Consider the following 23842-nt stretch of genomic DNA (forward strand, 5'->3'; position numbering starts at 1 on the left):
CATGCAGGAGGCAACGGTGGCGCGAATCGCGTTGTGCCAGGTCAACTCGGGTGACGACCCGGAGGCGAACCTGAAGCTCGTTCGCACCGGGGTGGAAGCCGCGGTGGCGGACGGCGCGCGGATCGTCGTGTTCCCCGAAGCGACCATGGCGCGCTTCGGACGGCCGCTCGAGCCGGTCGCGGAGCCCCTGGACGGGCCGTGGGCGTCGGCGGTGGCCGCGGTGGCGGCCGAGCACGACGCGGTCGTCGTCGCCGGCATGTTCACCCCGGCGGACGACGGGCGGGTCCGCAACACGCTCCTGGTCACCGGCGGCGGCCACCACCGCGGCTACGACAAGATCCACCTCTACGACGCGTTCGGGTTCGCCGAGTCCGACACGGTGGCACCCGGCACCACGGCGACGACCTTCGAGCTGGACGGCGTCGTCTACGGCGTCGCGACCTGCTACGACGTGCGGTTCCCGGAGCTGTTCCGCGCGCTGGCCGACGACGGCGCCGACGTCGTGCTGCTGCCGGCGTCCTGGGGCGCCGGCGAGGGCAAGCGCGAGCAGTGGGAGGTGCTGGTGCGGGCGCGGGCCCTGGACTCGGGCTGCTGGGTGCTGGCGTGCGGCCAGGCCGACCCGGCGGCGACCGGCGTCACGGTCAACCCGAAGGCACCGACCGGGATCGGCTTCTCGACCGTCTCCGACGGCTTCGGCCGCGTGGTGGCCCAGGCGGGCGCGGCGCCGGAGACGCTGCTGGTGGACGTCGATCCGGCCGTGTCGGCCAAGGCCCGCACCGCCACGGGAGCCCTGGCCAACCGCCGCCTCTAGCGGAGCAGGCCCTCGCGGATGGCGACCCGCACGAAGCCCGCGCGTCGCCGTTCGCCGGTCTTGTCGCGGATCCGGTCCAGGTAGGACCGGACCGTGCGGACGCTGATGTTCAGGATCTCCGCCACGTCGACGTCCCGCTCCCCCGCCGCCACCAGGCGGAGGACCTGCTTTTCCCGCTCCGACAGCACGATCTTCGGGCCCGCGTGGCGCTCTTCGCTGTCCTGGATGATCATCCCGGCCAGCGTCGGCGACACGTACGCGTTGTCGTCGGCGATCGTGCGGATCGCGCGAAGCAGCTCGTCGCCGTCGACGTCCTTCGACAGGAAGCCCTTCGCGCCCGCCTGCATCGCGCCCAGGACCTCCGGCTGTTCCGCGTGCGCGGACACCACCAGCACCTTGTGCCCCATCTGCCCCACCTCCAGGACCGCCGCCGCGTCCTGGACGCCCCGCAGCTTCAGGTCCAGCACGACGACGCTGCCCGCCGGCTGCTCCTGGACCGCGAACCGGGCCACCGAATCGGCGACCGCGCCGAGCTCGATGTCCGGGGCCTCGGTGAGCACGCGGGTCAGCGCGTACCGGTAGAGCGGGTGGTCCTCGATCACCCCGACCGGGATGCGCCGCGCGGAGTCGCTCATTTGCGGCCGCCGCGCCGGGGGCCCGCGCCGCCGATCAGGCCGCGGCGGATGGCTTCCTTGACCAGTCCCGGCCGCCGCCGTTCGCCGGTCTTGTCGCGGATCCGGTCGAGGTAGCCGCGGACCGTCCGGACGCCGATGCCGAGGATCAGCGCGATGTCGACGTCCCGCTCCCCCGCCGCCACCAGCCGCAGCACCTGTTCTTCGCGCGGCGACAGCTCGGCTTCGGCCGACACGGCCGGGCGGTCGGCGTTGTCCTTCATGATCATCCCGGCGACCACGGCCGAGACGTACGCGCCGCCGCCGGCCACCGTCTTGATCGCGATGAGCAGCTCGTCGGCGTCGACGTCCTTCGACAGGAAGCCGCGCGCCCCCGCCGCGATCGCGCCGAGCACGACCTCCGGCTCGGCCTGGGCGGACACCACGAGCACGTGGTGCCCCAGCTCGCACACCTCCAGCACCGCCGCCGCCCCGGCGACGCCCGGGAGTCCGAGGTCGAGCAGGACCACGCTGCCCGGCGGCTGCCGGTGCACGTGGAACCGGGCGACCGAGTCGACGACCGCGCCGAGCTCGACGAAGTCCGCCTCGGCCAGCACACGTTCCACGGAGACGCGGTACAGCGGGTGGTCTTCGATGACCGCGACCCGGACCCGCCCCTGGTCCAGTTCACCCTCGGTCGAGCGCTCTTCTGTCATTTGCACGACTTTCACCCCGTTCCACCCGACGGAGCCGGCCGTCCGGCCGAGGCCGGGTCCAGCGCGGGGCCCGTCGGCACCAATGCCAGCAAACTACCTGCGATCGGCGGCTTGGCGACGCTTCCGTAGCCGAGCGAGGCCAGGGACTGCGCGTTCACCACCGGGTACTTCCGGCCCGTGTCGGTCACCAGGTACGTCGTGACCGAACCGGCTTCGACGACGACGGCCCCGCCCGAAGGGGGGACGAAAACCTCGTCCGCCACCCGTGCTTCGGTCCGGGTGGCGACCTGGATGGCCTTGGCGCCGGCGGGAAGCGGGAATTCGGCCGAAACGAGCAACCGGCTGCCCTGAACGCACAGCGCCACGGAGTTCCCGGTGATCGGCGCCTTGCCGGGGATGCGGTCGGGGAAGGCCGCCGGGTCGGCGCCACCGGCCCGCGGCGCGGCGACCTTCGGCACCGCGGCGACGTCGGCCGCCCGGACCTCGACCGGCGCGGGCCGTCCGGGGTAGGCGGCGGCGTTGGCCTCCGTCGTCACCAGCAGGCTCGCCTCGGTCTGCCCGACCGGTTCGAGGCCGCCCGCGCGGACCAGGTAGTACGACGTGGCGGTGCCGGGCGCGGCCATGGCGTCGACGACGGCGAGGACCTCGCCGACCCGGCTGCCGCGGCCGCCGATCGGGGGTCCCGCGGAACCGGCGCCGTCGACCGGCAGCGCGGTCAGGTCGCGGCCCGCCGGGACGGTGTCGATCCAGCGCGAGGAGACCGCGATCGTCGGGTAGCTGTCGAACTGCAGCGCGGTCGCGGCCTCGTCGCTGAGCTTGTAGCGCCGTCCGCCCGCGAGCAGGAAGCGGTCGCCCTGCGGCAGCCGCACGATCACGCCCTGGTCCCGCGGCAGTTCGACGCCGGAGGCGGGCGCGGCCAGCAGGACGGCGGTGCGCGGCTCGGCCGACGCGGGCGCGTCCTGGGTGGTCCGGCTGCAGCTGGTCCAGGGGACGGTCACGAGCGCGTTCGGCGACGGCAGCGAGTCGGGGGCGCCCGGGATGCCGATCTGGGTGCCGCGGCCGGCCTTGCCGAGGTTCTCCGGTGACACCGACACGGTCGCGTCGCCGGCGCCGCCGGCCAGCAGCCGCGCCGAGGCGTAGTTGAGCACCGGGTGCAGGACGCCGTCGGCACCGAGCACGAACCGGGCGCCGGTGCCCTCCTCGACGATCACCTTGCCGCCGGCCAGCCAGTCCTTGCCGCCGGAGGGGTTGAGCAGGCCGATGATGCCGAAGACGGCGGTCACCAGGAGGGCGGCCACGACACCGAGCACGGTGCCGAGGACGAGCCGCCGGCTCGGCGAAGTGGGGTGGTTGGCGTCGGCGGCGACGAGCGCGGAGACGAGCCTGCGGCGGAGGAACTGGTACGCCTGGATCTGGTCCCGCTGCGTCCACACGCTGCTGCGCCCCCGCTGTGTGCGTCGTCCCTCCGAGCAGCCGATGGTAGGCACCGGACCAGGGTGCGGCGAGGGTAATTTTTACGCCCACGCCGCATCTGGGGAGGCAGTAGCGTCGGGGCCCGGGGAAAGGGGAGCCCGTGTCCGCCGATACCGCCGCCGTCCACCTGCCACCGTCCCGGCCCGCGGCCACGCCGCTGCCGTGGCTGCTGCCGATCCGCCCGCTGCAGGCCGCGCTGTGGGAGATCGCCGCGATCGCCGTCCTGCTCGCGTGGATGGTCGACGCCGTCACGCAGCCGGTGCGGATCGCCGTCAGCGCGGCGGCGGGGGCGCTGGTGCTGCTGACGTCGGTGCGCGTCGCCGGGCGGCACCTGGCGGGCTGGGCGCTGACGTGGACGGCGTTCCGCTTGCGCCGTCACGACACCCGCCGCGACAGCCCGGACCCGCTGCTGTCGGTGGCCGGCCCGGTGAAGGTCCGCCAGCACGTCGACCGCGCGGGCAACCGGTTCGGCGTCGCGGAGGTCGACGGCGGCTGGAGCGCGTTGGTCCGCCTGACACCGGGACCGGGCGCACCGGGCCCGCTGGTCGACGCCCTGCGGTCGGCGTACGAGCGAGCGGACATCCCGCTGGCGTCGGCGCAGCTGCTGACGTGGGCGATCCCGCGCGGCGAGCAGGTGCTGCGGGTGCGGTGGCTGGCGGTGCGCTACCGGCCCGACCTGGCCCCGATCGCGGCGCTGGCCCGTGGAGGCGGCGATCTGGGTGCGCTGCGGAGCACGGCGTCGGCCGCGTTGAGCCTGATGGGCGTGCTGGCCGAGGCGGGGTACCAGAGCACGGTCTTGGAGGCCGGGGAGCTCGCGAAGGAGCTTCGGGTGGCGTTGGGCGTTCAGGGGCCGGCTTCCGGTGCGCCTGAAGGGTGGCGGGCTTGGACGTGGGGCGGGGCCGCGCAGGTGTGCTTCACGCCGCGGTCGTCGCGGGTGCTGGATCTGGCGGTCCCGGGGGCGGCTTTCACGGCGACGTCGTACACGCTGACGCGGACCGCGGGCGGCCGGGAGAAGGCGGAAGTGACGGTCCGGGTGGGGGCGCGGCCGGGGGCCGCGGTGCCGGTGCCGCCCGCGGTGGTCCCGCTGCACGGACGGCACGGCGCCGGGGTGCGGAAGACTTTGCCGCTGGCCCTGGACTCGTGACCGGGCTCAGTTCACGACGAACGTCCGGATGCTGCGGGCCGGCAGCTGGGCGTTGAACGCGCCGTTCGAAATGGTCACGTCGGTGGAACGCGCAAGGTTCGCGCTCGCGTTCGTCAGCCAGGTCTGCGCGGTCGCGGACCCGGTGTCCCGGACAGTGAATGCCAGGTCGGCCGCCGCGGTGTTCTTGTTGACGGCGACGATGACGATCCTGGCTCCGCTCTTGAACGCCGAGACGTAGACGTTCGCCTGCGGGTTCGCCGTGGCGGTGATCCGGGAGAACCCGGGGCGGACCCACTTCGCGAAGTGCGCCATGCAGGCGCCGCGCTTGCTGATCTGCCCGTCTTCGCGCAGCGGGCCGTAGGAGCGGCGGATGTACCACCACACGTACGTCTGGAACCGGCCGTCCACCAGCGCGCGGTGGATGTGCTCGCCGACGTCGAGGGCCTGTGGCCACAGGTCGGCCGAGTCGGTGCTGTTCGGGTAGTAGACCTCGGTCATCCACAGCTCCTTGCCGCCGCCCTTCTGCTGGAAGAGCGGGTAGGGCAGGTCGGCGAACGAGGTGCCGTAGAGGTGCGTGCCGATGATGTCCACGTTCGCCAGCGCGGTGGCGTCGTTGAGGATGGGATCGGACATGGTCTTGCGGTACTGGAACGACTCGGGCGCGATGACCCGGGTGCTCAGGGAGCCGGCGTTCTCGCGCAGGAACTTGACGATCTCGGCGGGGGTCCACGCCGTCCACGCCTGCGCGTAGTCGGGCTCGTTCTGGACCGAAATCCCGTACAGGGGCACGCCGTTGTTCGCCATGAACGCGGTGAAGTCGTTGAGGTGCTGGGCATAGGCGCCGTAGGAGGCGTACTTCAGCCGCTTGCCCCCGGAGAAGCTCTCGGTCATCGACGCGGGCGGGTTCCACGGCGAGGCGATGACCTTGGCGCCGAGCTCACTCGCGCGTTTGGCCGTGGCGACCTCGCGGCTCCAGTTGTTCCGGTCCTCGTGGACCGGGATGCGCAGCACGGTGAACCCCAGCTGCCCCGTGCCGTTCCCGAACGCCGTTTCGCGCTGGGCGGCGGTGAGATCGCTGATCCAGACGGTGTGGTTCATCCCGCCGAAGCCCAGGATCGTCTGCTGGACGTTGGACGGCTCGACGACCACCGCGGTGGCCGCCGCGGCCGGGGTCGCCGTCGCCAGCACCGGCAGCGCGGCGCCGGCCACCAGCACCGTCCGCCGGCGCAGGAGCGGCGAACCCGCGGTTTCGGCCTGTTCTGGACGTGACGTCATGGCATCTCCCTGAAAGTCGACGGCGCGAACAGTCTGGGAGCGCTCCCACGTCAGTCTTAACAGCGGGCGGGCGCCACCGTCAACCCCGGACGGCTTCGTACACGCCCGCGATCATCCCGACCGCGGGCACCAGCGACAGCAGCACCAGGAACTCCGACACGTCCAGCAGCCGCGACCAGTACGGCGAACGCAGTCCCCGCGCCACCCGCGTCGCGTACACCAGGCAGATCACCGCCGCCAGGACCACCGCGCAGCCCGCCGCGAACACCGCCGTGCGGTTGCCCGAGGCCACCAGCCACACCCCGGCGCACACCAGCGACGGCACGCCGAACCCGATCAGCACCAGCCGCTGCGCGCGGCCCGCGTACGACCGGGACCGCAGGATCCACGCCAGCCCCAGCAAGCCGGCCAGCCCCGCCTCCCACGGCCCGCCCGAAGCCAGCACGACCGACGCCGCCAGCACCACCAGGCCGAGCGCCACCAGCAAGCCGGTCAGCACCGCCTGGGCCCGGGACGTCCGGCCGATCATCTCGGTTCCCAGCGACGGCTGCTCGTCCGCGCGGAACGCCTCCATGTCGTCCGGGACGCGCGGCAGCGGCAAGCGGGCCAGGCGCAACGCCAGCATCGGGGCCACCGCCGCCAACGCCGTGCAGAGCACCGCGACCACCGCCGCGGCCGACCCCGCCGAGACGCCCGCCAGCAGGACCACCCCGCAGGTGACGGCACCGAAGCCCGCCGCGCCCGTGATCGCCACGAACCACGGCAGGCGGTCCGCCACCGAAACCGCCGCCAGCACGCCGTACACCGTCACCGCCGCGAGGCCCGCCGCCAACGGCCCCGCCGACAGCGAAAACAGCGGGTGCGGCGGCAGCACCGACATCCCCGCCAGCAACGCCACGCCGACGCCGGCCACGGCTCCCGCGGCGCCCGCTTCGGCGTCGCCGTACGCCCGGCTCAACGCGCCGCCGCCGAGCAGCAGCACCAGCGCCAGCAGCCCGGTCCCGATCGGCGCCAGGACGCTGCCCGACGCGGCCGCCTGCACCAGCAGGCCGCCCGCCAGCAGCAGGACCACCGCCGCCACCAGGCCGGACCGGCGGGCCACCGCGGGGCCCCAGCCCCCGGAGGTGTCGGCGACGCTGGCGATCGAGTCGACAACGTCGTCGAACAGCAGCGGACCCCGCGGGCGCTCCCGCGGGGTCAGGTGCAGCACTTCGCCGTCGCGGATCTGGGCCGCGGCGACGCTGAGCCCCAAGGCGAGGGGTGCCCCGCCGAGCCGGGACAGCACCCACCCCGGGTGCTCGGCCGACGCCTGCCCGGCCGCACCGGCCAGCCGGACCAGCTGCGGCACCAGCTCGGCGAACGTCGACTGCTGCGGCAGGGCGACGTCGACGCGGGCCCGCGGCGTGACCACCGTGACCCGCCGGGTCGTGCCGGTCAGAGACGCCGTCATCACACGTCTTTCGCGGCCGCGATCACCGGGGCGAACTTGGCGCTCGAAGCCTCGGCCAGCTTCTGCAGCCCGGCGTTCACCGCCTCCAGGACGATCTCCGACAGGTTGCGGGCGTCGTACTCGCGGATCGCGCGGGGGTCGATGTCGATCGAGGTGAACCGGCCGTCGCCGCGGAGGGTGACGGTGACCTCGTTCTGCCGCGAGTGCGCCTTGACCTCCATCGCCTCGACCGTGCGCTGGATCCGCTGGACCTCTTCGGTCTGCTTGCGCACCTGCGCGAGCAGCTCGTCCATGTCCGGCACCGCGTACGGATCGGTCACTGTGCTTTCCCTTCGTGCTGGCGGACGTGGACGCTGCCCACGAACCGCTGGAAACCGGGTGCGAGCCGCCGCGCGGTCGCGGGGGCGGCCGTGCAGGCGAGCTCGAGCACCAGCCGCTCCGCCGGCGTGGCGCCGGGGACGGTCAGGTGCACCTGGGTCTGGATGAGCTCGGTGCCTTCGCCGGTGCGCAGGCGCAGGAGCTGCATGACGCCGGGCGCGGCCGGCTCGCCGACGTCGCGGCGGTTCAGCACCTCGATCCCGGCCAGCGTCAGCGAAAGCCGTTCGACGGCCTCGTCGGCGACCGCGTCGATCGAGGCGCCGTCCGGCCGCTGCTGCACGCTCACCGTGATGTTCGGGACGAACTCGCCCGGCGAAGCGGCGTGCACGGCGACGAACACCGCACCCGAGTCGCCCGGGTCGACGGCGGTCCAGCCGTCCGGGATGACGAAGTCGAGGGGAAGCGTCATCACAGCCCCACGGACGAAACGGCGTCGTTCCAAGCGGATCCGACGGCGTCGGCCGCATCGGTTGCCGCGTGGCTGACCGCGTCGACGGCGGCGCCGCCGTACTCGCCGATCGTGTGGCCGAGCTTCGGCAGGTCGATGTCGATCTTCGCGCCGACGCCGAGCCCGAGGCCGAGTGCCGCGCCCGCCTTGAAGTTGACCTTGAGGTGCCCGGCGTCGTAGACGGCCTGGGCGTCGAGCTGCGCGCCGAGGCCGTACTGCAGGGTCCCGTTCGCGCCGACGCCGATCCCGGCGACGTCCGCGGCGACCTCGCCCTCGACCTTCCCGCCCACGAAGGCGTTGGCGTGCGCGCCGACGCCGTGGGCGCCGATCGTGCCGGACGCGCTGACCTCGCCGCCGGCGAACACCGTGCCCTTGGCGTGGGCTTCGGCGACGCCCCACTCCTTCTTGGCTTCGGCTTCGCCGTGCAGGGCCGCGAGTTCCGCGTGCCCGGACGCGCCGGCGTCCCAGCCCTTCGACGTGATCTTCCCGTCGTACTCGGGGGAAAGGCCGTCCTGCTCGTGCTGGAACTTGTAGTACGTGATCTCGGTGTTGCGGCCGATCTTGTTCTTCAGGCCCTCGGCTTCGGGCTGCCCGAACGGCGTGTCGGCCTTCTTCGGCGCGCGCGTGCCTTCCAGGCCGTCCCAGGTGAGCTTCTTCCAGCCCGAGTTGCCGAACCACGACGGCACGGTCCGCGGCCGCTTCCGGCCGTCGAGGGGTTCGCCGTTGAGCCAGTGCAGCGGGCCGCGGGCCCACTTGCCGAGCTCGTGCTCCAGCCGTCCGACGCCTTCGGGCGGGAACAGCTCGGCGAGCGCGTCGGAGAACTCGTCGACGACCTGGCGGGCCGCCGCGACGCTCTGTTCGCCGAGCTGCCGGGCGGCCTGGATGAACGCACCGACCGAGGCGGAGTTCACCGCGCGGGCCTGGGCGGTCAGCTGGGCGGCGTACTGGTCGAACTGCGCGAGCACCGAGTCGACGGCGGCCTCCGCGGACTGCACCAGCTGCGCGGCGGTCGAAAGCCGTTTTGCCTGGTCGTCGAGCTTCGTGGCGGCCTCGGTGAGCCCTTCGCCGAGCTTCTCCGCCGCCGTCGCGAAGGCGGTGTAGGCGTCGCCGTCCCAGTCCGCGTGCAGCGTCTTCGCGGACTCGCCGACTTCGCGCGCCTTGCCCGAGACCGTCGTGGCCTGGGTCGCGACCCGCTGCGACGCGGCACTCAGCGCGGCCGGATCACCGGTGACCCGGCGCCGGCACTCGACCAGGACCTGCCGGTACCCGGACAGCACCGAGCTGACCACCCCGGACGCGTCGACGACCCCCGAGCCCGCCACCGGTCAGTTCCCGGCCGCGTCGTAACCGACGTGCTGGCTGAAGTGCTTGCCGTTGTAGTCCAGCGCGATGTCGAGGTCGAAGTCCTGCCCGCCCGGAGCCTCCACAGTGGACTCACCGGTGCTGAGGTTGGTGTGGATGACGACCTCGTCCGGGTGCCCGGTCGAGGGGGCCGGAACGGTCGCCGGCGCGGGGGCCGGAGCGGGCGCGGGGACCGCCGCCGGTGTCGTCGTCCCGGCGGGGTCGACGGGAATCCAGCTGTTGGCCGGGGTCGCGCCGGTGCCGCTGGAACCGCCGCCGGTGGCGAGCGCGGGCGGGGTGTAGTCGGTGAACGAAGGCTGCTGCGGGATCCCCCCGCCGCTCCCGCCCGCCACCGCCTGCTGCCCCGACGGGCTCGCCACCGGCGCCGGGGTCTGCGGCGCGCCGACCGGGGTGTTCCCGATCGACGGCGTGGTCGCGCCCGAACTGCCGGAGCCGTGGTGGAAGAGCTTCTCGATCTCGCCGATGACCTGCGCGAGCGTGGTGACCTGCTGGGCGAGGTCGACCGCGCCGAGCGCCTTGAGCAGCGCGCCGATCGCGGTGATGAACGCCCGCAGCGACGCGCTCGTCGCGGTCGACAAAGCGACCGCGGCCCCGTAGGTCCACCAGTTCGACATCAGCGCGGCGACCGTCGGGTTCACCGCGGAGACCACCGCGCGGTAGGCCTCCTGCGCGGTCTTGATCAGCGTGCCGGACACGCCGAGCAGCTCGGCGCCCTTCTGCACGACGTTGATGATCTTCGTGAGCTGGCCGAGGGAGTCGCTGATCTTCTTCAGCGCCGACTCGCTCGCCGCGCCCGACCAGATCTTCCCGAGCTGGTCGGCGGCCTTGGTGAGCTCGTTGTACATGCTGAGGAACTGCTCGGCCTTCTTGACCAGGTCCACCACGTGCTTCGCGATCTGTTCCGGCTGGCCGGTGACGATCTGCGGCAGGACGGTGATCGGCCCGCCCGAGGACGCGGTCGCGTCCATCGCGCTGGAGTTCGGGAAAGTCAGCATCGGACCTCACAGAGATTCAAGGAGCGGACGATCAGGCGACGACGGAGGCGGGCCGGTAGACGCTGACCTTCGCCAGCCCGCCGATGCGGGCGTCGAGCAGCCCGTGGTTGTAGAGGCGGCCGCCGTCGCCGGCGACGCCGATGACCGGCTGGCGGTCGGAGAACATCAGCGGCTCCACGACCACGACGTCCCCGCTGTGCACCCCGCCGGGCACGTCGGAGAACGTGCGCGCGGTGCCGGCGTAGACCTCGATCAGCCCGATCCGCGCCTGGTTGTCGGCGTCGCCGGCGAGCCAGTCGTTGAAGTCGGCGACACCGTGGAAGCGGGTGTCGGTGATCGGGTGGTCGCCGAGCCGGCCGAGCCGCGCGTCACCGAGGTAGCGCAGCACGTTCCCGACCGACGACGGTTCGCCGTGGGCGCCCGCGCTGTCGTTGATGGCCAGGGTGGCGAGCTCGGAGGCGTGCGGGCTGCCCCAGATCGACGACACCGGTGCCGGCGAGCCGCCCTGGTGGCCGCCGCCGTAGCCGGCGGCCGCGTCCTGGTCGGCCGCCTGGTAGGCGTCGGCGCTGGCCTTGACGAGCCCGTTGACCTGCTGCAGCAGCTGCAGGAGCGTGCGGACGGCGGTGATCTGGCTGGAGTGCAGGGCCGCGTTCGCGGCGGCGACCGCGCTGCCGAAGGTCGCGAACGACATCGGCTGGACGACGAGCCGTTCGAGGTCGGCCACGGCGTTGATGCCGTGGGCGATGATGCCCCCGACGTTGCCCACGGCGGAGCGCATCGCCTCGGGCTCAGCCCGGTACTCGCCGGCCATGGGTCTCCTTCCGGGGGGGGTGCTCGGCTGAGCGTAGGTTCGGCCCCGGAAGCGGGCGGACGGCAAAAGTACCCACCGCGAAGGGGCGGCGAGTGGCCAAAATACCGGTCAGAGCCACCCCGAACCGCTGGAGCATCGCCCCATGAGCCTGTCCCCCGAGCGTCCTTCCGAGATCGTGCTGCAGTCGCCGCCGATGCTCCCGAAGAGCTCGTCCGGCGGGATGATGCAGCTGATGATGTTCCTGCCGATGATGCTCGGCATGGGCGCGATGTCGTTCGTCTACATCGGACGCGACGGCGGGGTGATGACCTACGTCTTCGGCGCGCTGTTCCTCTGCGCCATGGGCGGCATGGTGGTGATGTCGCTCGGGCGCGGCGGCATGGCGAAGAAGGCGCAGATCAACGACGAGCGCCGGGACTACCAGCGGTACCTGTCCGGGCTGCGCGCCCAGGTCCGCGAGATCGCCGACGGCCAGCGCGCGGCCATGATCGCCGTCCAGCCCGACCCGGCGGACCTGTGGGCCTACGTCGAGACCGGCAAGCTGTGGGATCGCCGGCGCGCGGAGCCGCAGTTCGCGCAGGTGCGCGCGGGCACCGGGCCGCAGCGGCTCGCGACGCCGCTCAAGGCACCGCAGACCGTGCCGCTGGAAGACCTGGACCCGGTGTCCTCCACCAGCCTCAAGCACTTCATCCGCACCTACTCGACGGTGGACGGCCTGCCGGTGGCGTTGTCGCTGCGGTCGTTCGCCGCGGTCACCGTGGCCGGGCGGCGGCCGGACGTGCTCGGCCTGGTGCGGGCCCTGCTGTGCCAGCTGGTCACCTTCCACTCCCCCGCGGACCTGCGGGTCGCGGTGTGCGTGTCGCCGGCCCGGCAGCACGACTGGGAGTGGGCGAAGTGGCTGCCGCACGCGACCGCGGCCGGCGCGGCCGACGCCGTCGGCTCGCGGCGGCTGGCCGCCGACACCGCGGCCGGGCTGGCCGAGCTGCTGGGCGCCGACCTCGGCGAACGGCCCGCGTTCAGCCGCCGCGCGGCCGCCGAGCTCGACCTGCCCCACCTGGTGGTCGTCGTCGACGGCGGCACCGCCCACGGCGAACCCCGGCTGATCGGCGAGGACGGCCGGCTCGGCGTCACGGTCCTCGAGGTCGGGCCGGAGCACCCGCGGACGTCCTCGACCGAACGGCTGCTGAGCCTGCACACCGCGCCGGCGTCGCTCGGCATGGTCGTCGGCGACGGCGGCGAACAGCGGCTCGGCTTCCTCGGCCGCCCGGACACGCTCGACCGCGGCGCCGCGGAAGCCCTCGCCCGGATGCTGACGCCGTTGCACACGCCGGCCGCGGTCGTCGGCGAGAAGCCGATGTCGTCGACGTTCGGGCTGGCCGGGCTGCTCGGCATCGGCGACCCGCGCGACACCGACACGGCGGTGACGTGGGCCCCGCGCGCGGCGCGGGACCGGCTGCGGATCCCGCTGGGCGTCAACCCCGAAGGCCGTCCGGTCGAGCTGGACCTCAAGGAGTCGGCCGAGGGCGGGATGGGCCCGCACGGCCTGGTCATCGGCGCGACCGGGTCCGGCAAGAGCGAGCTGCTGCGGACCCTGGTGACGGCGATGGCCGTGATGCACTCGTCGGAGACGCTGAACCTGGCCCTCATCGACTTCAAGGGCGGCGCGACCTTCGCCGGGATGACCGGCCTGCCGCACACCTGCGCCGTCATCACGAACCTGTCCGACGACCTCGCGCTGGTCGACCGCATGGCGGACGCGCTCAACGGCGAGCTGCTGCGGCGGCAGGAACTGCTGCACGCGGCCGGGAACTACGCGTCGGTCCGCGACTACGAGAAGGCCCGCGCGGACGGCGCGCCGCTGGACCCGCTGCCGTCGCTGCTGGTGATCATCGACGAGTTCAGCGAGCTGCTGTCCGCGCGCCCGGAGTTCATCGACCTGTTCGTGGCGATCGGCCGGCTCGGCCGCTCGCTCGGGATCCACCTGCTGCTGGCGTCGCAGCGGCTGGAGGAGGGCCGGCTGCGCGGGCTCGACTCGCACCTGTCGTACCGGATCGGCCTGCGGACGTTCTCGGCCGCGGAAAGCCGGGCGGTGCTGGGCGTGGCCGACGCCTACCACCTGCCGCCGGTGCCGGGGTCGGCGTACCTGAAGGCCGACACCGACACCCTGATCCGGCTCAAGGCCGCCTACGTCTCCGGGGAGCTGCCGCCGCGGAGCACGGTCGTGCGCGAGGACGGCCAGGAGCTCGGCGTACTGCCGTTTTCCCTGGCCCCGGTGGAGATCCCGGTGACGACCGAGGTGTCTCCCGCTCCGGAAGCCGACGGCACCGGCGAGACGATCATCGGCGCGATGCTGTCGCGCCTGACGGGCCGCGGCCCGGCCGCGCACCAGATCTGGCTGCCGCCGCTGGCCGAACCGCCGACGCTGGACCAGCTCCTGCCGCCGTTGGGCGAAGACGCCGCGCGCGGCCTGTGCCCGCTCGGCTGGGGCGGCAACGGGAAGCTGACGATCCCGGTGGCGCTGGTGGACAAGCCGTTCGAGCAGCGCCGCGACCTGCACTGGGCCGACTTCTCCGGCGCGGCCGGGCACGCGCTGATCGTCGGCGCGCCGCAGAGCGGGAAGTCGACGCTGATGAAGGACATCGCGGGCATGCTCGCGCTGACCCACACCCCGGCCGAGGTGCAGCTGTTCGTGCTGGACATGGGCGGCGGCGCGCTGGCGCCGATCGCCGGGCTGCCGCATGTCTCGGGGTACGCGACCCGCCGGGACGCACAGCGCTGCCGCCGGGTCGTCGCCGAGCTGACGACGTTGCTGGAGCAGCGCGAGGAGTTCTTCGCGGCGCAGGGCATCGAGTCGATGGCGGCGTTCCGCGCTCGCCGGTCCGAGTTCACCGAGAGCACCGACGGCCGCGAGTTCGGCGACGTCTTCCTGCTCGTGGACAACTGGACCACGATCCGCCAGGAGTACGAGCAGCTGGAAGAGCAGATCACCGGCCTGGCCGCGCGCGGGCTCGGCTTCGGCATCCACGTGATCGTGTCGCTGAACCAGTGGATCGGCGTCCGCGCCCAGCTGCGCGACGCGATCGGCACCCGCTTCGAGCTGCGCCTGGGCGACCCGATGGATTCGTCGGTCGACCGCAAGGTGGCGGCCAACGTCCCGACCGACCGCCCGGGCCGCGGCATCACCGCGGAGAAGCTCCACTTCCTGGCGGCGCTGCCCCGCATCGACGCCGACCAGCGCCCGGAAACGGTCGGCGCGGGCGGCATCGACCTGGTGCGGCGGATCTCGGAGGCGTGGCGGGGACCGCGTGCCCCGCAGGTCCGGCTGCTCCCGCCGGAGGTGCCCCTGGACACCTTGCCGCCGGCCCCCTCGCGTCAGGTGACGCTGGGCATCGCGGAATCGACGCTGCGCCCGGTGTACCTGGACTTCGCGGCGGACCCGCACTTCGTGGCGTTCGGCGACGTCGAGTCGGGGAAGAGCTCGTTGCTGCGCGCGGTGGCACAGGGCATCACGTCGGCCTACGCGCCCGACGAGGCGGCGATCATCGTCGCGGACTACCGCCGGGGCCTGCTGGGCGCGGTCTCCGAGCCGCACCTGCTGGGCTACGCGGGGGCCGAGGGCAAGCTGACGGACCTGATCGCGGAGTGCGCCCAGGCGATGCGCAACCGGCTGCCCGGCCCGTCGGTGACGCCGGAGCAGCTGCGCAACCGCTCGTGGTGGCGCGGACCGGAGCTGTTCGTCCTGGTGGACGACTACGAGCTGGTGGCGACGGTGGGGCGGAACCCGTTGCAGCCGTTGCTGGAGTTCCTGCCGCAGGCCCGGGACATCGGCCTGCACCTGGTGATCGTGCGCGGGTCCGGTGGTGCCGGGCGGGCGTTGTTCGAGCCGGTCCTGCAGCGGCTGCGGGAGCTGGGTTCGCCGGGGCTGGTGATGTCGGGCGCGAAGGAGGAGGGCGCGCTGCTGGGCGAGGTCAAGCCGGCACCGCAGCCACCGGGCCGGGGAACGCTGGTCTCGCGGCGGCACGGGACGGGGCTGGTGCAGGTGGCGTGGACGAAACCGGTGGAGTCCTGACGCCCCGCCCCGACACGGACCCATCCGTCACCGTCGGCAAGTTACCGACTTCGGTAGGTACCTGAAATCTGCCCCCGAACCTACTTTGGCCAGGGTCGCCCGGTTTCGGGGACGACATCCGGATCACCTGGCCGAAGGGCATTTTCATGCGAATGTCGAGGGCTGTAGCGGCGGTCGGAGCGGCCGCCGCGGCGCTGAGCCTGGTCTCAGCGGGGGTTGCGGACGCCCAGCAGGACATCATCGGCGGGAGCACCGTTTCCTCCGCGCCGTGGGGCGCCCAGATCTACTGGAACAACGTGACGACCTACGGCGGTTTCGAGTGCTCGGGGACGATCATCGCCCCGCAGTGGGTGCTCACCGCGCGGCACTGCCTGAACTCGCCGGGCATGCACGTCAAGGTCGGCAACGTGACGCTCCAGCAGGGCACCAACGCCGTCGTCGACCAGCAGAAGGCGTCCCCGAACGGGGACATCGCCCTGCTGCACCTGACGACCGCGGTCAACACCACCTTCATGAAGCTCGGCACCGGCAACCCGCCGACCGGATCGACCAACCAGATCTACGGCTGGGGCCGCACGCAGGGCAGCAGCCCGCCCTCGAGCACCCTCAAGACCGCCAACGTCCGCGTCACGGGTCTCAGCACGGACGCCTTCGGCGGCACGGCGATCGCCAGCCAGGGCGTCAACGGCTCGGCGTGGCACGGCGACTCGGGTGGCCCGCAGCTGTCCAACGGCACCCAGGTCGGGGTGTGCTCGACGGGGAACAACTCCGGTTCGAACCCGCAGGGCACGCAGAACTACGCGAGCATCGCCTCCAGCCGCAGCTGGATCCGCACCACCGCCGGCGTCTGACGAGCGCGGGTGTGCCGCGTGCCGGCGGCCGGCACGCGGCATACTCTCGCTCCATGAAGTTCCGCACGACCGTGCTGCTCGGCGGCAGGACCGCGACCGGCCTGCCGGTGCCCGCCGACGTCGTCGAGGCGCTCGGGGCCGGCAAGAAGCCCGCCGTCACCGTGACGCTGCGCGGGCACACCTACCGCACCACGGTCGCCAGCCGGGGCGGGCAGTTCCTGGTGCCGCTCAGCGCGGAGAACCGTGGGGCGGCCGGGGTCGCCGCCGGGGACGACGTCGAGGTCGAGATCGCCCTCGACACCGCGCCCCGCGAACTCGACGTCCCCGCCGAGCTGGCCGAAGCGCTTGCCGCCGACGCCACCGCGCGAGCCCGGTTCGAGAGCCTCTCCTACAGCGCGAAGCAGCGGTTCGTGCTGCCCATCGGCCAGGCGAAGACCGACGAGACCCGGCATCGGCGCGTCGCCAAGGTGATCGCCGACCTGCGCGCCGGAACGTAGTCAGTCCACAATGGACGCCCGCAGCGCCGCCTTGTCCGGCTTTCCCGAGGGGGCCACCGGGACCGCGCCCACGAAGCTGAACCGCGCCGGGATCGCCGCCTCCCCCAGTTCGGCCGCCACCGCCTTGCGCACCTCGCCGAGGTCCGGCTCCCGGCCCGGCGCCGGCACCAGGAACGCGTGCGCCGCCTCGCCGGTGCGCTCGTCGGGCACCGCCACGACGTAGGCCTGGTCGACGTCCGGGTGCGCGGCGATCGCCCGTTCGATCGGGCCGCAGTAGTGGATGACCGCGTTCACGATCACGACGTCCCGCGCGCGGCCGGACAGGTGCAGGTAGCCGTCGTCGTCGACGAACCCGAGGTCCTGGGTGCGCACCCAGCCGTCGCGCAGCACTTCGGCCGTGGCGGCCTCGTCACGCCAGTAGCCCGCGAACGCCGACGGCGTGCGCACCCGGACCTCGCCGTGGCGCGCCACGATTTCCACCGTGTCACAGGCTTTTCCGACGGATCCGAGGCCCTCGTCGGCCCGGCAGATCGTCAGCATCCCCGTCTCGGTCTGGCCGTACGCGTGGTGCATCGCGGGCCCGATCCGCTCGGCCGCTTCGGCGAGCTTGTGCGGCGGCACCGGCGACCCGGCCACGATCAGCGCCCGCACCGCGCTCAGGTCGACGTCCTCGAAACGCAGGAGTTCCAGGAGCTGGTTCAGCCGCGGCACCGTCGTCAGCGCCGCCGTGATGCGCAGTTCCGGCAGCACGCGCGCGAAGTCGGGGTTCCCCGCCGGGACGACCGCGGTGCCGCCGGCGAACAGGCACACCCCGAGCTGCTCGACCATCACCGCGCTGGCCAGCGTCCCGAACAGCAGGTACCGCCCGAACCCCGCGCCCAGCCGCTCGTGGGCCGAGCCCGGCACCGGCGGCCGCCACACCCGGCCTTCGGTCAAGGCGCGGTAGCTGTAGGCGACCCCCTTCGGGACACCGGTGCTGCCGCTGGTGAACACGACCGTCGCGATGTCGTCGAGCCGGCCCTGCGGCACCGGCTCGGCGTAGGTCCCCAGCAGGCGCTCCAGCGGCAGCACCGGCACCGCGGCGTCCACCGGCCCGTCGGCGACCACCGCCGCGACGTCACCGAGGATGTGCCGCAGCTGCGCTTCCGGCAGCCCGGGCCGCACCGCGACCGCGCGCGCCCCGAGCACGTGCACCGCCACCAGCGCGGCGAACCCCTCCGGCGTGACGCCGGTGGCGAGCCCGACGCCGTCGCCCGGGCCCAGCCCGGCCGCCCGCAGGCCCGCCGCGCACCGGCCGATCAGCTCACGCAGCTGCCCGCGGGTGGTCACCCGCGGGCCGTGTTCGAACGCCGGGACCTCCGGGCGGTGGGCCAGCTCGTCCAGCAGTGCCTGCGGGTGGACCATCTCGACCGCCTCTCGCCCGGGAGGTCCCGGTCTACCGGGCGGATCTCAGAATTTCGGCAGAAACGACCGGCGGCCGCGGCACCGACCGCAGCGACAGCGTGCCCGCGACGGCGACGGCCGCGATCAGGCCGGTGGCGGCGGCGAGCGTCCAGAAGTCCGGGTGCACGATCGACTGGCCGCGCAGGGCCTGCCAGGTGAGCAGCGCGAGCAGTCCGGCGTAGCCCGCGCCCGCGGTCCGGACCAGCCGGCGGCGGACGAGGTCGGACTCCAGCGCCGGGACCCGGCGGGCCAGCAGGAGCAGCCCGAACGCGACCAGCGGCAGCGCCTGCAGGCCGTGGATGCCGATGAAGTGCGGGATCCGCAGGTCCCCGCCGACCGTGCTCCAGCCGGTGATCGGCAGCCCGGGGCCGCCGTCGTCGATCCCGACCGAATGCGCCCCGAACGTCGAGTATTTGCCGTTCGCTTCGAGCACCGCCTGCTGCGACGGCGTGGGCGAGAACATCAGCGTCGCGACGTACATCCCCAGCACGGCGAGCCCGCTGCCCCAGCGCAGGGCCGACCGCAGGGCCCGGTCCGGGATGCGCTGGAAGAGCAGGAGGACGGCGACGGCGGCGGTCATCAGCCACGCCGTGTACGCGCCGCCCGCGACGACGTTGTTGATCGCGGCGTCCATCGGCGTCGACTGGTTGAAGTGCAGCGTGCGGCCGCGGACGATGATCTGCCACACCAGCAGCACGAAGTCCAGGCCGATCCCGGCGGCGAACAGCGTGCCGAACCACCAGCCGGCGCGCCGGCCGCGGCGCACGTGCGTCAGCAGCCACGCCAGCGTCAGCGCGTACATGCCGATGGACACCGAAAACTTGAACGGCTTGAGCCAGATCGGCGCATTGACCAGCGTGCGATCATCGAAGAGGAGCCCGAGCAGCGAGATCGCGCACAGCACCCCCATCGCCCCGGCGAGCACCACCAGCGGGCGGTGCCACGCGCGGACCGTGACCAGCGGATTTCCCTTGTCTGCCATGGTGGTAAGCCTGGCGGGCGGGCGCGGCGGAAGCACTGGAGCGAGCCACCGTCGGCGGGGTATGGCGGGCCCTACCTCCGGGGGTGTGGGTAATAGTGCCGTCAGCACGACCGGCAGTTGTGCCGTTTGACCACACAGGGCTCTTTTCTAGCGTGACTTTCACACCGCGCGGACCACCGCGCCCGGGGAATTCGCTTCAGGAAGGAGGTGGCCCGTCGATGTCCAGTCCGGGATTCCAGGCAGATTCCGCTGCCATGACGCGCGCCGTCCAGGGTTTCGAGGAAACCGCGACGAACGCCAAGTCCACGATGGCCAGCTTGGAGTCCGAGCTGACCGAGGCCCTGCGCAACTACAAGGGTGACCAGGCCGTGGCGTTCTGGGACCTCCAGCGGCGGCTGCAGGAGAAGATGACCGCGGCGGTGAAGGAGCTCGACACCATGTCGCAGCTCGTGCACACCAGCCACGCGAACTACGGCCGCGGCGACGCCGACGTCCACCAGAGCTTCCAGGGGGTCGGCCACACCCTCGAGGGCTCGGGCGTGCTCCCCCGCCTCAACCCCTGACCCGAGAGGACGCCCACCATGGCCGACGTCGTCGAAATCAACTTCGCCGCGCTGCAGCACAGCTCGGCTTCCCTGGCCGCCAAGGCCAAGGCGCTCACCTCGCAGCTGGAGCAGCTGCACCAGAACCTGCAGCCGATCACCGCGACCTGGTACGCCTCCGGCAGCTCCGCCGGTGACGCGGCCCGCCAGGCCGAAACGCGCCTGCGCCAGGCCACCGCGGACATCGTCGCGATCATCGCGCAGTTCGGCGGCAAGGTCGGCGAGGCGCACGACCTCCAGCAGTCGCTGGAGAACCGCAACCAGGGGCTGTTCGCGGGCTGATCCGCGCCAAGACGTCGGTCGGCCGGTGCGGGAAACCCCCCGCTCGCACCGGCCGACCGGCTTTCCCGTACCGCGACCAGAGAGCCGGGACCCGATGCACGACCAGTCGTACTACGTCCACCTGGAATCGCTGAAGGACTTCGTGCGGGAGCTGGAGACCCAGATCCACGCGATGTCGAAACCGAACGACTTCCTGCTCACCCTGGGCGAAGAACCGCTGTTGTTCGGCGAGTTCGGGGAGGCCGGGTCGCTGGCCGACGCCCACCGCGCCGCCGTCTCGGAGATGCAGGGCCTGCTGGACCAGGTCCGCAGCGCGATCGGGTTCGCCCAGGACGTCACCACCACGGTCGCCGACGGGTATTCCAGCGCCGACCAGGCGGTGGCCGGGGACCTGCACGCTTCGGGCGCCGTCACCGGCCTGCTCGACCCGGTGCTCGGCCTGCTGGGCGGCGGGGACACCGACGGGAGCCGCAAGGGATGACGAAGAACACCGCGCACACGAACTTCGCCGCGTACAGCCACCAGCAGCTGTACGCGATGCTGCAGGCCGGCGACCCGAACAGCGCGCGGCACGCCGCCGACAAGTGGAAGTCCGCCGCGCTGCACCTGCACGAGCAGGCCCACAACCTCGACTCGGAGCTGACCGAGTTCAAGGACCAGTGGACCGGCGGTGCGGCCGAGCAGTACCAGCACATGATCATCGACCTCGCGAACGGCATCTCGAAGGTGGCGCAGACCGCGGAGGCGATGAACGTGATGCTCGGCGACGCCGCCGACGCGCTGGTGAAGGCCAAGAAGGAGATGCCGCCGCCGGTTTCGGTGCCGGACGTCGCCCCCGCCGACGTCGCGCTCGCGGTGAACCCGCCGCTGCTGCCGCCGGACGCCTCCCCCGCCGTCGTCCAGGCCGCCGCGCAGCAGCGCCAGCAGGCCATCGCGAACGTCGAGGCGCAGCAGAGCGCCGCGAACGCGGCCGGCTCGGCGCACGGCAAGGCCATCGTCGTCATGACGCAGCTGGCCGGTGAGTACACCGTCGCCGAGGACTCGATCCCGGCGTCGCCGAACGCCGTCCAGACGCCGACGGCCCCGCCCGCCGGCGGAGGTGCGGGCAGTGTCGGTTCGCCGGGTCTGGTCGGCAACGGCATGACCGGCCCCGGCGTCATCGTGACGCCGGCCGACGGGCACCCGCTGCCGTCGACGAACATGCCCCAGCCGGGGACGACCGTGCCGACGTCGAACCCGCTGTTCGGCGACATGTTCACCGCCGGGCTCGCCGCGGCCTCGGCCGCCGCGTTCGGCCGCTTCGGCTCGATCATGCCGAAGGTGCCGTCGTGGGCCACCGGCAAGGATCCCAAGGACGACAAGGAACAGCCGCCGGGGACGAAGCTCGGCGGGGGCGGCGCCGGCGTCGAGGGCGGCACCGGCGGCGGCATCCCGATCGGCGGCGGGGACGCGCCTTCGCTCGGCGGCGGCGGGGTTTCGGTCGGCGGCGGCGGGCTCTCGGGTCCCGGCGAGGTCCCGGCGGCGCACTCCGGCCTGGCCGGCGACGGCGGCGCGGGCAACGCGCTGAGTGGGCTCGCCGGCGGCGCGGCCGGGGCCGTGGGCGCAGCGGCGGCCAAGAGCGCGATGCCGATGATGCCCATGATGCCGATGGGCATGGGCGGCGGCGGGGACATGGGCTCCGGACGGCGGATCCCGGCCTGGCTGGTGGAGACCGAGAACGTCTGGGGCCAGTCGGCGCCGGTCGCCCCGCCGGTCATCGGCGAAGACGGCTCCTGATGACGGCGGCGGGGTACCGCGTGGCGCCGGCCCGCCTCGACGCGGTGGCCGGCGAGTCCGGCTCGCGCGCCGAGGCGCTGGCCGGGGCGCAGACCGCGGTGGCGGGCGAGAAGCTGCCCGCCGCCGCGTTCGGCCGGGTGAGCGAGTCCGCCGCCGCGGCCAAGACGTTCGAGAAGACCATGGCGGAGCTGGGCGGCAAGCTCGAGTCGAGCGTGTCCCGGCTGCGGACGATCCAAAGTGGACTCGTCGCCTGCGCGGCCGGGTACCGGCGCACCGACGCGCAGGTCGCGGCGATGTACCGGGCGCTGCTGCCCGAGGACCCGTTGCCCCGCGCCGGGAATCCGGCCGGGATCGGCGGCGCGGCCGACACCGGCGCGTGGGCGCACGCCATCGCGGGCAACCGCGTGAAGGTCGCCGACGCCTTGACGGCCGAGCGGGCGCGGCTGGCCGCGTCGACCGATCCCGGCGAGATCGCGCGGTCGCAGTCGCGGATCAAGCTGTACGAGGACATCCTCGCGAACGACCGGCAGATCCTGCGGTTCGATCCGTCGGGCAACGGCCGGATCGCCGAGCTCGTCGGGCACGTCGAGCCGGGGACGCGGAACGTCGGGCTGTTCGTGCCGGGCGTCAACACGCAGATGTCGAACTTCGACGCCTACGCCGGTCTCGGGCGCAGCCTGGTGGCCGCGGACCCGACGGGACGCACCGCGGTCGTCGTCTGGGCCGACGGGGTGTTCCCCCAGGGCCCGGTGGCGCAGGGGCCGGACGCGAGCTACGCGCAGGCGATGGCGCCGGACCTCAAGACGTTCGCCGACGACCTGCGCGGCGAGATCGCGGGCCACGCCGGCCCCGGCGTCACCCTCACCGCGATCGGGCACAGCTACGGCGGCGCGACGGTCGGGCTCGCCGAGGCGCACGGCCTCGACGTCGACCGCGTCCTGCACGTCGAGTCGGCCGGGATGGGGCACGGCGTGTGGTCGCCGTCCGACCTGCCGCCGAGCCAGGCGGGTGTCCAGCGGTACTCGATGACGGCACCGCTCGACCCGATCGTGCTCGCCCAGGGCAACGCGTGGGGCCTGGAGTGGACCGGCATCGGGCACGGCGCGGACCCGGACGTCTTCCCCGGCGTCACCGAGCTGCCGACCGGCAACGCCGCGGACGGTTCGGCACTGTGGGGCGTTTCGTCGCACAATGACGTGCTGAAGCCGGGTTCGGATTCGTGGACGAACATGTACCGCGTCCTCACCGGCGACGGGAGCGTGCTCCGATGAGCCCGGAACTGACCCGCCTGGCGGCCGAGCTGACCACGGTGATCGACGACGTCGCGGCCGCCTTCGGCGCCCCGGCCGAGGAGACCGTCGACGGCGAGCTGGACTGCGACCCGATCAACCCGGGGAACCTGCTGTGCTGGCAGTACGGCGTCCGCCTGACGGACCCGCCGGCCCCGGAAGACCGCCTGGCGGCCCTGCTCCCGGCGTTGCACCGCGACGGCTGGGAGTCCCACGACCGCAGCACCCCCCGCGAGCACATCACCCGCTTCTCCCGCGCCGGCGCGGACTTCACGATCCACGTCACCCGCGCCGGCACCGCCGTCTCGATCATCGGCTCCACCCGCCCCCTCCCCGCCTGATACCCCACCAACCACACGAACCGACCCTCCAGGTACGCGAGCCGACCGTCGGGGTACGCGAGCCGACCGTCGGGGTACGCGAGTTCGCCGTCCCGGTACGCCGAACTCGCGTGATCAGACCCGGAACTCGGGGTATCACGCGTGATCGGGCGGGCATCTCGCGTGATTGGCGGGGCATCACGCGTACCCGGAGGGTCGACTCGCGTACCCCGACGGTCGGGTCGCGTACCTGGAGG

At 73.1% G+C, this 23842-nt stretch carries 23 protein-coding genes; 11 read left to right on the top strand and 12 right to left on the bottom strand.

Annotated elements, in window-relative coordinates; translation table 11 throughout:
- Positions 1-16: 16 nt before the first annotated feature.
- Positions 17-811: a carbon-nitrogen hydrolase family protein gene (locus tag ABZW17_RS17600; RefSeq protein ID WP_354814504.1), complete on the top strand. Its 795-nt coding sequence runs from the start codon at positions 17-19 to the stop codon at positions 809-811.
- On the opposite strand, the gene ABZW17_RS17605 is transcribed toward ABZW17_RS17600, so the two are convergent.
- From ABZW17_RS17605 to eccB, 3 genes are read right to left on the bottom strand one after another with little or no spacing between them, the layout of a single operon-like run.
- Complete coding sequence (locus ABZW17_RS17605; RefSeq protein ID WP_354814506.1) at positions 808-1446, bottom strand: response regulator transcription factor; 639 nt, start codon at positions 1444-1446, stop codon at positions 808-810. The two genes, ABZW17_RS17600 and ABZW17_RS17605, sit on opposite strands and share 4 nt — an antisense overlap.
- The gene (locus ABZW17_RS17610) at positions 1443-2138 is read right to left on the bottom strand and encodes a response regulator transcription factor (RefSeq protein WP_354814508.1); all 696 of its coding nucleotides are present in this window, start codon (positions 2136-2138) and stop codon (positions 1443-1445) included. The genes ABZW17_RS17605 and ABZW17_RS17610 overlap by 4 nt, the downstream gene beginning before the upstream one ends.
- 11 nt (positions 2139-2149) lie before the next feature.
- Positions 2150-3571, bottom strand: coding sequence for a type VII secretion protein EccB (gene eccB, locus ABZW17_RS17615; protein WP_354814510.1), 1422 nt, complete (start codon positions 3569-3571; stop codon positions 2150-2152).
- A 140-nt stretch (positions 3572-3711) separates the two neighbouring features.
- Here eccB and ABZW17_RS17620 point away from each other — a divergent pair, with 140 nt between their 5' ends.
- Positions 3712-4755 (top strand): type VII secretion protein EccE, encoded by a 1044-nt coding sequence (locus ABZW17_RS17620; RefSeq protein WP_354814512.1) that lies wholly within the window; start codon positions 3712-3714, stop codon positions 4753-4755.
- Between the two features lie 6 nt (positions 4756-4761).
- Here ABZW17_RS17620 and ABZW17_RS17625 read toward each other — a convergent pair whose 3' ends face one another.
- From ABZW17_RS17625 to ABZW17_RS17655, 7 genes are all read right to left on the bottom strand, one after another.
- Positions 4762-6030 (bottom strand): glucuronoxylanase, encoded by a 1269-nt coding sequence (locus tag ABZW17_RS17625; protein ID WP_354814514.1) that lies wholly within the window; start codon positions 6028-6030, stop codon positions 4762-4764.
- A 79-nt stretch (positions 6031-6109) separates the two neighbouring features.
- On the bottom strand, positions 6110-7480 hold the full coding sequence (gene eccD / locus ABZW17_RS17630; protein WP_354814516.1) for a type VII secretion integral membrane protein EccD: 1371 nt from the start codon (positions 7478-7480) through the stop codon (positions 6110-6112).
- Positions 7480-7800 carry a YbaB/EbfC family nucleoid-associated protein gene (locus ABZW17_RS17635; RefSeq protein ID WP_004558471.1) on the bottom strand — a complete coding sequence of 107 codons (321 nt, stop codon included), beginning with the start codon at positions 7798-7800 and terminating at the stop codon, positions 7480-7482. Before ABZW17_RS17635 ends, eccD begins: the two co-directional genes overlap by 1 nt.
- A complete protein-coding gene (locus tag ABZW17_RS17640) occupies positions 7797-8267 on the bottom strand; it encodes a hypothetical protein (protein WP_354814518.1) in 471 nt (156 codons plus the stop codon). Before ABZW17_RS17640 ends, ABZW17_RS17635 begins: the two co-directional genes overlap by 4 nt.
- Positions 8267-9628: a WXG100 family type VII secretion target gene (locus ABZW17_RS17645; protein WP_354814520.1), complete on the bottom strand. Its 1362-nt coding sequence runs from the start codon at positions 9626-9628 to the stop codon at positions 8267-8269. Before ABZW17_RS17645 ends, ABZW17_RS17640 begins: the two co-directional genes overlap by 1 nt.
- Positions 9629-9631: 3 nt before the next feature.
- The gene (locus ABZW17_RS17650; protein WP_354814522.1) at positions 9632-10663 is read right to left on the bottom strand and encodes a hypothetical protein; all 1032 of its coding nucleotides are present in this window, start codon (positions 10661-10663) and stop codon (positions 9632-9634) included.
- 31 nt (positions 10664-10694) lie between these two features.
- On the bottom strand, positions 10695-11474 hold the full coding sequence (locus ABZW17_RS17655; protein WP_354814524.1) for a WXG100 family type VII secretion target: 780 nt from the start codon (positions 11472-11474) through the stop codon (positions 10695-10697).
- 142 nt (positions 11475-11616) lie between these two features.
- Here ABZW17_RS17655 and eccCa point away from each other — a divergent pair, with 142 nt between their 5' ends.
- The 3 genes from eccCa to ABZW17_RS17670 all read left to right on the top strand — a co-directional run bounded on the left by eccCa (position 11617) and on the right by ABZW17_RS17670 (position 16891).
- Positions 11617-15543 (top strand): type VII secretion protein EccCa, encoded by a 3927-nt coding sequence (gene eccCa / locus ABZW17_RS17660; protein WP_354814526.1) that lies wholly within the window; start codon positions 11617-11619, stop codon positions 15541-15543.
- 152 nt (positions 15544-15695) lie between these two features.
- A complete protein-coding gene (locus tag ABZW17_RS17665; protein WP_354814528.1) occupies positions 15696-16394 on the top strand; it encodes a trypsin-like serine protease in 699 nt (232 codons plus the stop codon).
- 53 nt (positions 16395-16447) lie between these two features.
- The gene (locus ABZW17_RS17670) at positions 16448-16891 is read left to right on the top strand and encodes a YdeI/OmpD-associated family protein (protein WP_354814530.1); all 444 of its coding nucleotides are present in this window, start codon (positions 16448-16450) and stop codon (positions 16889-16891) included.
- Here the strand turns inward: ABZW17_RS17670 and ABZW17_RS17675 are convergent, their stop codons facing one another.
- Positions 16892-18295, bottom strand: coding sequence for an AMP-binding protein (locus ABZW17_RS17675; RefSeq protein ID WP_354814532.1), 1404 nt, complete (start codon positions 18293-18295; stop codon positions 16892-16894).
- Positions 18296-18326: 31 nt separating this feature from the next.
- On the bottom strand, positions 18327-19316 hold the full coding sequence (locus ABZW17_RS17680; RefSeq protein ID WP_354814534.1) for a hypothetical protein: 990 nt from the start codon (positions 19314-19316) through the stop codon (positions 18327-18329).
- Between the two features lie 218 nt (positions 19317-19534).
- Between ABZW17_RS17680 and ABZW17_RS17685 the strand changes: the two genes are divergently transcribed.
- The 6 genes from ABZW17_RS17685 to ABZW17_RS17710 all read left to right on the top strand — a co-directional run bounded on the left by ABZW17_RS17685 (position 19535) and on the right by ABZW17_RS17710 (position 23606).
- Positions 19535-19879 carry a WXG100 family type VII secretion target gene (locus ABZW17_RS17685; protein WP_071831485.1) on the top strand — a complete coding sequence of 115 codons (345 nt, stop codon included), beginning with the start codon at positions 19535-19537 and terminating at the stop codon, positions 19877-19879.
- A gap of 18 nt (positions 19880-19897) precedes the next feature.
- Entirely contained in the window at positions 19898-20200 is a 303-nt protein-coding gene (locus ABZW17_RS17690) for a hypothetical protein (protein WP_003057455.1), read from the top strand.
- Between the two features lie 94 nt (positions 20201-20294).
- Entirely contained in the window at positions 20295-20681 is a 387-nt protein-coding gene (locus tag ABZW17_RS17695; protein ID WP_003057444.1) for a hypothetical protein, read from the top strand.
- Positions 20678-21976 (top strand): WXG100 family type VII secretion target, encoded by a 1299-nt coding sequence (locus ABZW17_RS17700; protein ID WP_354814537.1) that lies wholly within the window; start codon positions 20678-20680, stop codon positions 21974-21976. Before ABZW17_RS17695 ends, ABZW17_RS17700 begins: the two co-directional genes overlap by 4 nt.
- A complete protein-coding gene (locus tag ABZW17_RS17705) occupies positions 21976-23247 on the top strand; it encodes an alpha/beta hydrolase (RefSeq protein ID WP_354814539.1) in 1272 nt (423 codons plus the stop codon). The genes ABZW17_RS17700 and ABZW17_RS17705 overlap by 1 nt, the downstream gene beginning before the upstream one ends.
- Positions 23244-23606, top strand: a complete 363-nt coding sequence (locus ABZW17_RS17710; protein WP_354814541.1) for a hypothetical protein — start codon at positions 23244-23246, stop codon at positions 23604-23606. The genes ABZW17_RS17705 and ABZW17_RS17710 overlap by 4 nt, the downstream gene beginning before the upstream one ends.
- The last annotated feature ends 236 nt before the right edge of the window (positions 23607-23842 follow it).

Source organism: Amycolatopsis sp. NPDC004625 (genome assembly GCF_040609695.1).
Classification (GTDB): domain Bacteria; phylum Actinomycetota; class Actinomycetes; order Mycobacteriales; family Pseudonocardiaceae; genus Amycolatopsis.